We start from the raw sequence: 10,782 nt of genomic DNA, 5'->3' as shown, positions 1-10,782 counted from the left end.
AGCTCGGCTCGACGGTGCGCAACAACGCCGACAACGCCAAGCAGGCCAACCAGCTCGCCGCCGGCGCCTCGAGCGTGGCGGTCGAAGGCGGCGAGGTGGTCGGCCAGGTCGTGTCGACGATGAAGGAGATCAACGACAGCAGCAAGAAGATCGCCGACATCATCACCGTGATCGACGGCATTGCCTTCCAGACCAATATCCTGGCGCTGAACGCTGCGGTGGAAGCCGCGCGTGCCGGCGAGCAGGGGCGCGGCTTCGCGGTGGTGGCCGGCGAGGTGCGCAGCCTCGCGCAGCGCAGCGCCGAGGCGGCCAAGGAGATCAAGACGCTGATCGGCGCGAGCGTCGAGCGCGTCGAGCGCGGCACCGTGCTGGTCGATCGTGCCGGCCAGACCATGCAGCAGATCGTCGAGTCGATCCGCCGCGTCACCGACATCGTCGGCGAGATCAGCTCGGCCAGCGTCGAGCAGAGCTCGGGCGTGCAGCAGGTCGGCCAGGCGGTGACCGAGATGGACCAGGCCACGCAGCAGAACGCCGCGCTGGTCGAGCAGAGCGCTGCGGCGGCCGAGAGTCTCAAGCAGCAGGCGCAGCAGCTGGTGCAGGCGGTGGCGGTGTTCAAGCTCTCGGCGGGCGAGTCGCGTGCCGAGACGGCCGCGGTGACGCCGGTCGTGACGCCGATCGCCAAGCCGGTGCCGGCGAAGAAGCCGATGGCCGCGAAGAAGCCCCACGCCGTCGCAGCGAAGCCTGCGCCCGTGAAGGCCGCGCCTGCGCCGGTGCCCGCGACAACGGCCCCCGGCGACGACTGGCAGAGCTTCTAGAGCCCGGGGCGCGCAAGCGCCAGGGCGAACCGAGCAGTCGCCGCGGAACCGGCTCGGCCGGTCCGCTGGCGGCGCCCCCTGGGGGGAGCGCCGTGAGGCGCTACGGGGGGGTCAAAGACTCGTGCGCAGCTTCCAGATCTCCGGGAACAGCACCGTGTCCAGCATCTTGCGCAGGTAGCCCACCCCACTGGTACCGCCGGTGCCGCGCTTGAAGCCGATCACCCGTTCGACCGTGGTGACGTGGCGGAAGCGCCAGAGGCGGAAGGCGTCTTCCAGGTCGGTGAGTTCCTCGCCGAGCTGATAGAGATCCCAGTGCTGCTTCGGGTCGCGGTAGACCGTCAGCCAGGCCTGCTCGACCTCGTCGCTGGCCGCATAGGGCTGCGTCCAGTCGCGCTCGAGGTGACTGGCCGGCACGGTGATGCCACGGCGCGCGAGCAGGCGCAGCGATTCGTCGTACAGCGACGGCGCGCGCCATGCGGCCTCCACCTTGGACAGCAGATCGGGCCGGTGTGCGTGCGGCTTGAGCATCGCCGGGTTCTTGTTGCCCAGCATGAATTCGATGCAGCGGTACTGCCAGCTCTGGAAGCCGCTGCTGTTGGAGAGGTAGGGGCGGATCGCCGAGTACTCCGGCGGCGTCATCGTCGCCAGCACGTCCCAGGCGTGCACCAGCTGCTCCATGATCTTGCTGACCCGCGCCAGCATCTTGAAGGCGCTGCCCAGCTCGTCGCGTGCGATGCAGGCCACCGCGGCGGACAGCTCGTGCAGCATCAGCTTCATCCACAGCTCACTCGTTTGGTGCTGCACGATGAACAGCATCTCGTTGTGGTCGGGCGAGAGAGGCGTCTGCGCGTTCAGCACGGCGTCGAGCTGCAGGTAGTCGCCGTAGCTCATGTCGCGCGAGAAGTCGAGCTTGGCGCCTTCGTCGGCGACGATGCGCTCGCCTTCGTGGTGATGAGGACAGGTCATGTCACGGCCGCCTTCTGGTTGAAGCGCGCCTGCTTCCACTCGCCGGACTCGAGCACCTGGCGCAGGTGCTCGACGGCGTCCCACACGTCGACGAAGCTCGTGTACAGCGGCGTGAAGCCGAAGCGCAGCACATCCGGCGCGCGGAAGTCGCCGATCACGCCGCGCGCGATCAGGGCCTGCACGATGGCATAGGCAGCGCCAGCGGCGCTGCCCTCACTGCCTTCGCCTTCGCCGCGCGCGAGATTGACCTGGCTGCCCCGCTCGCCTTCGGTCCGTGGTGTGATCACGCTCAGGCCGTGGCCGGCGCAGTGTTTCTCGACCAGCGTGATGAAGTGGCAGGTCAGCGCCAGCGACTTGCGGCGCAGCGCCGCCATGCCGCCCAGCGGCTCGGCGGCGAGTACGGTGTCGACGCCGGTCTCCAGCGCCGTCAGGCCGAGCACCGGCGGCGTGCCGCAGGCGAAACGCGCGATGCCGGAAGCCGGGCGATAGTGCGGCGTGAACTCGAACGGCGCGGCGTGGCCGAACCAGCCCGCCAGCGGCTGCCAGAGGTCGTCGCGCTCCATGCGCGCCAGGTTGCGCGGGTTCGCCCACAGGAAGGCCGGTGCGCCAGGGCCGCCGTTGAGGTACTTGTAGCCGCAGCCGACGGCGAAGTCGGCGTCCGCGCCGTTCAGGTCGACCGGGACGGCGCCAGCCGAATGCGCCAGGTCCCACAGCGCCAGCGCACCGCAGTCATGGGCAGCGCGCGTCAGCGCCGCCATGTCGTGCATGCGGCCGGTGCGGTAGTTCACGTGGGTCAGCATCAGCACGGCGAGCGTCGCATCGAACTGTGCGGCGATCTCCTCGGGCTCGACCAGCTTCAGCACGAAGCCGTGCTGGCGCGCCAGGCTCTCGGCGATGTAGAGGTCGGTGGGGAAGTTGCTGCGCTCGGAGACGATCATCCGGCGCTGCGCATCGCCGCCGGCCTTGACGATCGTGATGGCCGCGCTCAGCACCTTGAACAGGTTCACCGAGGTCGAGTCGCCGGCCAGCGTCTGGCCCGGCGCCGCGCCGATCAGCCGGCCGATCTTGTCGCCGATGCGTTGCGGCAGGTCGATCCAGTGCGCCGTGTTCCAGCTGCGGATCAGCCCGGTGCCCCATTCGTCCTGCACCGCGGCGGCCATCCTCGCCGGCGCTGCGCTGGGCATCACGCCCAGCGAGTTGCCGTCGAGGTAGATCACGCCCTCGGGCAGGGTGAACTGGGCGCGCAGCGCAGCCAGCGGGTCGCGGGCGTCGAGCGCCTGCGCGTCTTGTCGGGTGGTCATGCAAGTTCTCTCAGGATGGCGCGCACCGGGCTCGCGCAGGCGTGCGCGAGCTTGAGCGGCAGGGCGATGAGTTCGTAGTCGCCAGGCGGCACCGCGTCGAGCACGAGGTTCTCGAGCACGCGCAGGTCGTGCTTGAGCAGCAGGTGGTGGCTGTCGAGCGTCTTGCTCGATGCCGGGTCGACCGACTGGCTGTCGATGCCGACCAGGGTCACGCCGCGGGCGGCGAGCAGTTCGATCGTTTCCGGCGCATAGGCCGAGAAGTCCTCCGACCACAACGTCGGTGCCCGCTCGCAGGTGCGCACCAGCACACGCGGAGGCAGCCCGGCCAGCGCATGGGCGATGTGTTCGGGCTTGACCAGCGGCCCGCAGCCGATCGCGTGGATCACGCGGCACGGCCCGAGGTAGGGCGCCAGCGGCACCTCGCCGATCGCCGGCGCACCGTCGGCGTAGTGCAGCGGCGCGTCGGCATGGGCGCCGAGGTGCGGCGACAGCGTCAGCGCCGACAGGTTGACCGGGCAGCCGGGGCCGATGCGCGCCGTCCAGCGCTGCTCGTAGGCCTGGTCGCCGGGGAAGGGTGGCGTAGCGGGCCCGAGCACGGGCGAGATGTCCCACAGTCGCGTCATGGTGGTCACAGTATAAATGCTTGACACTTGAAATATCAAACCCTAAAGTCACCGCGAAACGATTGGAGACGGTGGCATGCGCATCACCTGCATCGGTGGCGGTCCGGCGGGCCTGTATTTCGCGCTGCTGATGAAGCAGCAGGATCCGCGCCACGAGGTGACGCTGATCGAGCGCAACGCGGCGTCCGACACCTTCGGCTGGGGCGTGGTGTTCTCCGACCAGACGCTGGGTGCGCTGCAGCGCGCCGATGCGAAGACGGCCAGCCAGATCCTCGACGCCTTCAACCACTGGGACGACATCGACGTCCACTTCCAGGGCCGCACGATCCGCTCGTCCGGCCACGGCTTCTGCGGCATCGGCCGCAAGCGCCTGCTCAACATCCTGCAGGACCGCTGCGCGGAACTCGGCGTGCAGATGCGCTACTCGACCGATTGCGCGGACGACGCCGACATCGATGCCGACCTGATCATCGCCTGCGACGGCCTGAACAGCCGCATCCGCACGAAGTACGCCGCCACCTACCAGCCCGATATCGACCTGCGCCGCTGCCGCTTCGTCTGGCTGGGCACGAACAAGCTGTTCGACGCCTTTACCTTCGCTTTCGAGAAGACCGAGTGGGGCTGGTTCCAGGCCCACGCCTACCGCTTCGACGAGACCACCTCGACCTTCATCGTCGAGGCGCCGGAGGAGGTCTGGCGCGCCGCCGGGCTGGAAGGCATGAGCAAGGAAGAGGGCATCGCCTTCTGCGAGAGGCTGTTCGCGAAGTACCTCGACGGCCACCCGCTGATGAGCAACGCGGCTCACCTGCGCGGCTCGGCGCAGTGGATCCGCTTCCCGCGCGTGGTCTGCAAGCGTTGGGTGCATCACAACGGCAGGGCGCCGGTGGTGCTGATGGGTGACGCAGCGCACACCGCGCATTTCTCGATCGGCTCGGGCACCAAGCTGGCGCTGGAGGATGCGATCGACCTGGCCGGTCGCATTGCCGCGCACCCGGGCGACCTGGCGGCGGCGCTGGGCGAGTACGAGGCGAAGCGTGGCGTCGAGGTGCTGAAGATCCAGAACGCGGCGCGCAACTCGACCGAGTGGTTCGAGAACGTCGAGCGCCACGCCAAGCTGGAGCCCGAGCAGTTCGCCTATGCCTTGCTGACCCGCTCGCAGCGCATCTCGCACGAGAACCTGCGGCTGCGCGATGCCGGCTATGTCGCGGGGCTCGAAGGCTGGCTGGCTGGCCAGGCCGGGCTGAACCCGCAGCCGCTGCCGCCGATGTTCACGCCCTTCACGCTGCGTGGCGTGACGCTGAAGAACCGCGTCGTCGTCTCGCCGATGGCGCAGTACAGCGCGGCGAGCGGTGTGCCGGGTGACCACCACCTGGTGCACCTGGGCGCACGGGCGATGGGCGGCGCCGGCCTGGTCTTCTGCGAGATGACCTGCCCCACGCCCGACGCGCGCATCACGCCGGGCTGCCCGGGGCTGTGGAACGACGAGCAGTCGCAGGCCTGGAAGCGCATTGTCGACTTCGTGCATGGCAACACGACGGCGAAGATCGCCATGCAACTCGGGCATGCGGGGGCCAAGGGTTCGACGCGTGTGCCCTGGGAGGGGGAGGACCTGCCGCTCGCTGATGACGCAAGAGAAGGCAACTGGCCGCTGCTCTCCGCCTCGCCGCAGCAGTACCTCGACGGCGTCAGCGCCTGGTCACGCGCGATGACACGCGCCGACATGGACCGCGTCCGCGACGATTTCGTGGCGGCCACGAAGCGTGCCGCCGAGGCCGGTTTCGACTGGCTGGAACTGCACTGCGCGCACGGCTACCTGTTCTCGGCCTTCCTCTCGCCGCTGACCAATCAGCGCAACGACGACTATGGCGGTTCGCTGGCCAACCGCTTGCGCTTCCCGCTGGAAGTGTTCACTGCGATGCGTGCAGCGTGGCCGCAGGACAAGCCGATGTCGGTGCGCCTCTCGGCGCACGACTGGGTGCCTGGCGGCAACACGCCGGCCGAGGCGGTCGAGATGGCGCGCGCCTTCAAGGCGGCCGGCTGCGACCTGATCGATGTCTCGTCGGGCCAGGTGAGCAAGGAACAGAAGCCGATCTACGGCCGCATGTACCAGACGCCGTTTGCCGACCTGGTCCGCAACGAGGCCGGCATCGCGACCATGGCGGTCGGTGCGATCAGCGAGGCCGACCACGTCAACAGCATCGTCGCCGCCGGCCGCGCCGACCTCTGCGCGATCGCGCGGCCGCACCTCGCCAACCCGGCCTGGACGCTGCTCGAGGCAGCGAAGATCGGCCACACCAGCGGCATCGGTGCCGACTGGCCGGTGCAGTATCTGTCGGGCAAGAGCCAGCTCGAACGCAACCTCGAGCGCGAACGGCAGATGGCGGCGCAGACCGCCGGGCTGTCGGCGCAGGAACAGGCCAATCTGGCGCAGGGGGTGTGAGCATGGTCGATCACGAATCCAGGGTCGCCGACGACCACCACCAGGCCATCAAGCTGTGGCTGCGCATGCTGGCCTGCACCACACGCATCGAGAACGTCATCCGCCAGCGGCTGCGCAGCGAGTTCGGCACCACGCTGCCGCGCTTCGATCTGCTGGCGCAGCTTGATCGCGAGCCGGAAGGCCTGAGCATGGGCGAACTGTCGGCGCGGATGATGGTCACCGGCGGCAACGTCACCGGCATCGTCGACCAGCTCGAGGGCGAAGGCCTGGTGGTGCGCGAGGATCACCCGAGCGACCGACGCGCCTTCCGCGTGCGCCTCACGCCCGCGGGCCGTCGCCAGTTCCGCCGAATGGCCTCTGTGCACGAAACCTGGATCGTCGAGCTGTTCGACGGCTGGAACGCCGCGCAGAAGGCCCAGGTGCATGAGCTGCTGGCGACGCTCAAGCCGCACCTCACCCGACTTCAGGAGAACGCATGACCCGCGAGATGGACACCCACCTGGCCACCGGCAACCGCAGCAGCGTGGCCGGCCTGACGCCGCAGCACTTCGGCTGGCGCGTGGTGCGGCAGGTCGGCGTGATCACGCTGAACCGGCCCGAGCGAAAGAACCCGCTGACCTTCGACTCCTACGCCGAGCTGCGCGACCTGTTCCGCACGCTGGCCTACGCCGACGACGTGCGCGCGGTGGTGATCCAGGGCGAAGGCGGCAACTTCTGCTCCGGCGGCGACGTGCACGAGATCATCGGCCCGCTGATCGCGATGAGCATGCCGGACCTGCTGACCTTCACGCGCATGACCGGCGACCTGGTCAAGGCGATGCGCGCCTGCGGCCAGCCGATCATCGCGGCGATCGACGGCGTGTGTGCAGGCGCCGGCGCGATCGTCGCGATGGCCTCCGACCTGCGGATCGGCACGGCGCGCAGCAGGGTCGCCTTCCTGTTCACCCGCGTCGGCCTGGCCGGCTGCGACATGGGCGCCTGCAGCATCCTGCCGCGCATCGTCGGCCAGGGGCGCGCCTCGGAGCTGCTCTACACCGGCCGCGCGTTGCCCGGCGAGGAGGCGCTGGCCTGGGGCTTCTACAACCGCCTTGCCGAGCCGGAGGCGGTCAGCACGGTGGCGATCGACTGGGCAGCGGAACTGGCGGCAGGGCCGAGCTTCGGCCACGCGATGACCAAGCGCATGCTGCACCAGGAGTGGTCCATGGGCGTCGACGAGGCGATCGAGTCGGAAGCGCAGGCGCAGGCGATCTGCATGATGACGCAGGACTTCCAGCGCGCGTACCACGCCTTCGTCGCGAAGCAGAAGCCGGCCTTCGAAGGGGATTGAGATGAAGACGGATCATCTCGACTGGCCGTTCTTCGAGCCGCGGCACCGTGCGCTGGCTGCGGAGCTCGGTGCCTGGGCGCCGCGCCACCTGCATGCCGGTGACCACGGCCCGGACATCGACACGCAGTGCCGCGCGCTGGTGCGCGAACTCGGCGCGGCCGGCTGGCTTCGCCACGCCGTGGCCGGCACGGCGCACGGCGGCGCCGCCGAGGTGATCGATACCCGAGCGATCTGCCTGCTGCGCGAGACGCTGGCCTGGCATCACGGCCTGGCCGATTTCGCCTTCGCGATGCAGGGCCTGGGCTCAGGGGCGATCTCGCTGGCCGGCAGCGCGGCGCAGCGGGCGCGCTACCTGCCGCGCGTGGCCGAGGGTTCGGCACTGGCAGCCTTCGCGCTGTCCGAACCCGAGGCCGGCTCCGACGTGGCGGCGATGCGCTGCGCCGCGCGCGACGACGGCGACGCCTACGTGATCGACGGCGAGAAGACGTGGATCAGCAACGGCGGCATCGCCGACTTCTACGTGCTGTTCGCGCGCACCGGCGAAGCGCCCGGAAGCCGTGGCATCAGCGCCTTCATCGTCGACGCCGGCACCCCCGGCTTCGAGATTGCCGAGCGCATCGACGTGATTGCGCCGCATCCGCTGGCGCGCCTGCGCTTCAGCGGCTGCCGTGTGCCCAGGTCCAGCCGCATCGGCGAGGCCGGTGAAGGTTTCAAGATCGCGATGCGCACGCTCGACGTGTTCCGCACCTCGGTGGCGGCGGCCTCGCTCGGCTTCGGAAGACGCGCGCTGCACGAGGGCGTGGAGCGTGCGAAATCGCGCCCGATGTTCGGCCAGCGCCTGGCGGACTTCCAGCTCACGCAGGCGAAGCTGGCCCAGATGGCGACGACCATCGACAGTGCCGCGCTGCTCACCTACCGCGCTGCCTGGCAGCGCGACCAGGGCCGCAACGTGACGCGCGAGGCGGCAATGGCCAAGATGGCGGCCAGCGAAGGCGCGCAGCAGGTGATCGACGCGGCGGTGCAGCTCTGGGGCGGGGCCGGCGTGGTGCATGGCAACGTCGTCGAGTCGCTGTACCGCGAGATCCGTGCGCTGCGCATCTACGAGGGCGCCACCGAGGTGCAGCAGCTGATCATCGGCAAGGATCTCCTGAAGGAAGCGTGACATGGCCAGTGCGCATGTGGACACCTTCGCCGAACGCCACCTGCCGCCGCGCGAGCAGTGGCCCGAGTTCCTGTTCGATTCGCCCGAGCTGCAGTTCCCGGAATCGCTCAACTGCGCGAGCGAACTGCTCGACCGCTGGGTCGAACGCGGCCAGGGCGATCGCCTGTGCGTGCAGGGCGCCGGCGTGCGCTGGAGCTACGCCGACCTGCAGGCGCAGGCCAACCGCATCGCCCGCGTGCTGGTCGAGGACCTGGGGCTCGTTCCCGGCAACCGCGTGCTGCTGCGCGGCGCCAACTCGCCGATGCTGGCCGCCTGCTGGTTTGCGGTGGTCAAGGCCGGTGGCATCGCGGTGGGCAGCATGCCGCTGCTGCGTGCCAAGGAGCTGACGCAGATCGTCAGCAAGGCCGAGATCACGCATGCCCTGTGCGACGCCCGCCTGGCCGAGGAGCTCTCGCTGGCGCGCGCGGCCTGCACGATGCTGACCCAGGTGCTGCACTTCCACACGGCCGATGTCGATGGGCTCGATGCACGCGCCGCCGCGAAGCCGGCCAGCTTTGACAACGTGAAGACCTCGAAGGACGACACCTGCCTGATCGCCTTCACCTCGGGCACCACCGGCCAGCCCAAGGGCACGATGCACTTCCACCGCGACGTGATGGCCGCCTGCGCCTGCTGGCCACGCCACGTGCTGCGACCGACGGCCGACGACGTGTTCATCGGCAGCCCGCCGCTGGCCTTCACCTTCGGGCTGGGCGGCCTGCTGCTGTTCCCGCTGTCGGTCGGCGCCTCGACGGTGCTGCTCGAGAAGCCCTCGCCCGACGCGCTGCCGGCGGCCATCGCGGCGTACCGCGCCAGCGTCTGCTTCACCGCGCCGACCTCGTACCGCGCCATGGCGTCGCAGCTCGCAGGCCACGACCTGGCGTCGCTGAAGAAGTGCGTCAGCGCCGGCGAGGCACTGCCGGCGGCGACGCGAGCGCTGTGGAAGGACGCGAGCGGCATCGAGCTGATCGACGGCATCGGCTCGACCGAGCTGCTGCACATCTTCATCTCGCACGACGAAGCGCATGCGAAGCCGGGTGCCACCGGTACGGCCGTGCCGGGCTACGTCGCCTGCGTGATCGACGACGAAGGGCGGCCGCTGCCGCGCGGACAGGTCGGGCGCCTCGCGGTGAAGGGGCCGACCGGCTGCCGCTACCTCGCCGATGCGCGCCAGGCGCAGTACGTGCAACACGGCTGGAACGTGACTGGCGATGCCTACCTCGTCGACGCCGACGGCTTCTTCGTCTACCAGGCGCGCACCGACGACATGATCATCAGCGGCGGCTACAACATCGCCGGCCCCGAGGTGGAGAGCGCGCTGCTGCTGCACCCCAAGGTGGCCGAGTGCGGCGTGATCGGCGTGGCCGACGAGGAACGCGGCCAGATCGTCAAGGCCGTCGTCGTGCTGCGGCCGGGCCACGAACTCTCCGATGCGCTGGCGCGTGAGCTGCAGGACTTCGTCAAGCAGGCCATCGCACCCTACAAGTACCCGCGGGCCATCGAGTTCCGCTCCGCGCTGCCTCGCACCGAGACCGGCAAGCTGCAACGCTTTCGACTGAGACAACCGACATGATGCACGTGCTGCAACCCCCGGGCTGGGAGAAGCCCAAGGGCTATTCGAACGGTGTCGCCGCCGAAGGGCGGCTGGTGTTCGTGGCCGGCCAGATCGGCTGGAATGCGGCCTGCCGCTTCGACAGCGACGACTTCGTCGACCAGACCCGCCAGGCGCTGGCCAACGTCGTCGCGGTGCTGGCCGAAGCGGGTGCGAGGCCGGAGCACATCGTGCGCATGACCTGGTACGTGACCGACAAGCGCGAGTACCTGTCGCGCGGGCGCGAGGTCGGTGCTGTGTTCCGCGAGCTGATCGGCGTGTACCACGCGGCGATGAGCGCGGTGCAGGTCAGCGCGCTGATGGAGGACCGCGCCAAGGTGGAGATCGAGGTCACCGCGGTCATTCCCCGCTAGGGCGTGTTAACACAACCGCAAACCGTCGGCGATGAGCGCGAAGCTGATGAACGCGGTGAACATGACGTCGAGCTTCTCGAAGCGAGAGAAGATGCGCCGATAGCCCTTGAGGCGGCGGAACAGACGCTCGACCTCATTGCGCCG

Annotated in this window: 10 protein-coding genes and 1 pseudogene; 7 read left to right on the top strand and 4 right to left on the bottom strand. The window is 69.5% G+C overall.

Annotation, left to right across the window (positions count from 1 at the left end; all coding sequences use genetic code 11):
- The coding region (locus tag AAG801_RS36240) for a methyl-accepting chemotaxis protein (RefSeq protein WP_341892771.1) at positions 1–815 on the top strand (815 nt) is incomplete at its 5' end.
- Between the two features lie 111 nt (positions 816–926).
- Here AAG801_RS36240 and kynA read toward each other — a convergent pair.
- Genes kynA through kynB form a run of 3 tightly spaced genes read right to left on the bottom strand, consistent with a single transcriptional unit; the run spans position 927 to position 3,705 of the window.
- Positions 927–1,781, bottom strand: coding sequence for a tryptophan 2,3-dioxygenase (gene kynA, locus AAG801_RS36235; protein ID WP_341892770.1), 855 nt, complete (start codon positions 1,779–1,781; stop codon positions 927–929).
- The gene (kynU, locus tag AAG801_RS36230; RefSeq protein WP_341892769.1) at positions 1,778–3,082 is read right to left on the bottom strand and encodes a kynureninase; all 1,305 of its coding nucleotides are present in this window, start codon (positions 3,080–3,082) and stop codon (positions 1,778–1,780) included. Before kynU ends, kynA begins: the two co-directional genes overlap by 4 nt.
- Positions 3,079–3,705, bottom strand: a complete 627-nt coding sequence (gene kynB, locus AAG801_RS36225) for an arylformamidase (protein WP_341892768.1) — start codon at positions 3,703–3,705, stop codon at positions 3,079–3,081. Before kynB ends, kynU begins: the two co-directional genes overlap by 4 nt.
- Before the next feature lie 76 nt (positions 3,706–3,781).
- Here kynB and AAG801_RS36220 point away from each other — a divergent pair, with 76 nt between their 5' ends.
- The 6 genes from AAG801_RS36220 to AAG801_RS36195 are packed head-to-tail and all read left to right on the top strand — an operon-like array spanning position 3,782 to position 10,638.
- The gene (locus AAG801_RS36220; RefSeq protein WP_341892767.1) at positions 3,782–6,145 is read left to right on the top strand and encodes a bifunctional salicylyl-CoA 5-hydroxylase/oxidoreductase; all 2,364 of its coding nucleotides are present in this window, start codon (positions 3,782–3,784) and stop codon (positions 6,143–6,145) included.
- Positions 6,146–6,147: 2 nt separating this feature from the next.
- Complete coding sequence (locus AAG801_RS36215) at positions 6,148–6,624, top strand: MarR family transcriptional regulator (RefSeq protein ID WP_341892766.1); 477 nt, start codon at positions 6,148–6,150, stop codon at positions 6,622–6,624.
- A complete protein-coding gene (locus AAG801_RS36210; RefSeq protein WP_341892765.1) occupies positions 6,621–7,472 on the top strand; it encodes an enoyl-CoA hydratase family protein in 852 nt (283 codons plus the stop codon). The genes AAG801_RS36215 and AAG801_RS36210 overlap by 4 nt, the downstream gene beginning before the upstream one ends.
- A gap of 1 nt (position 7,473) precedes the next feature.
- Positions 7,474–8,634 (top strand): acyl-CoA dehydrogenase family protein, encoded by a 1,161-nt coding sequence (locus AAG801_RS36205; protein ID WP_341892764.1) that lies wholly within the window; start codon positions 7,474–7,476, stop codon positions 8,632–8,634.
- Position 8,635: 1 nt separating this feature from the next.
- Positions 8,636–10,246: an AMP-binding protein gene (locus AAG801_RS36200; RefSeq protein WP_341892763.1), complete on the top strand. Its 1,611-nt coding sequence runs from the start codon at positions 8,636–8,638 to the stop codon at positions 10,244–10,246.
- Entirely contained in the window at positions 10,246–10,638 is a 393-nt protein-coding gene (locus AAG801_RS36195) for a RidA family protein (protein WP_341892772.1), read from the top strand. Before AAG801_RS36200 ends, AAG801_RS36195 begins: the two co-directional genes overlap by 1 nt.
- A 6-nt stretch (positions 10,639–10,644) precedes the next feature.
- Here AAG801_RS36195 and AAG801_RS36190 read toward each other — a convergent pair.
- A pseudogene (locus tag AAG801_RS36190) lies at positions 10,645–10,782 on the bottom strand (IS5/IS1182 family transposase); the annotation flags it as partial.

The sequence above is a fragment of the Variovorax sp. YR752 genome (assembly GCF_943372545.1).
Note: the sequence above shows the minus strand (reverse complement) of the source record. Positions and strands in the feature narration are given on the sequence as shown.

Bases quoted from the DNA above. Each gene is read 5' to 3' on its own strand.
- kynU (WP_341892769.1), bottom strand. From the start codon at position 3,082: ATGACCACCCGACAAGACGCGCAGGCGCTCGACGCCCGCGACCCGCTG.
- AAG801_RS36210 (WP_341892765.1), top strand. From the start codon at position 6,621: ATGACCCGCGAGATGGACACCCACCTGGCCACCGGCAACCGCAGCAGC.
- kynB (WP_341892768.1), bottom strand. From the start codon at position 3,705: ATGACGCGACTGTGGGACATCTCGCCCGTGCTCGGGCCCGCTACGCCA.
- AAG801_RS36200 (WP_341892763.1), top strand. From the start codon at position 8,636: ATGGCCAGTGCGCATGTGGACACCTTCGCCGAACGCCACCTGCCGCCG.
- AAG801_RS36195 (WP_341892772.1), top strand. From the start codon at position 10,246: ATGCACGTGCTGCAACCCCCGGGCTGGGAGAAGCCCAAGGGCTATTCG.
- AAG801_RS36205 (WP_341892764.1), top strand. From the start codon at position 7,474: ATGAAGACGGATCATCTCGACTGGCCGTTCTTCGAGCCGCGGCACCGT.
- kynA (WP_341892770.1), bottom strand. From the start codon at position 1,781: ATGACCTGTCCTCATCACCACGAAGGCGAGCGCATCGTCGCCGACGAA.
- AAG801_RS36220 (WP_341892767.1), top strand. From the start codon at position 3,782: ATGCGCATCACCTGCATCGGTGGCGGTCCGGCGGGCCTGTATTTCGCG.
- AAG801_RS36215 (WP_341892766.1), top strand. From the start codon at position 6,148: ATGGTCGATCACGAATCCAGGGTCGCCGACGACCACCACCAGGCCATC.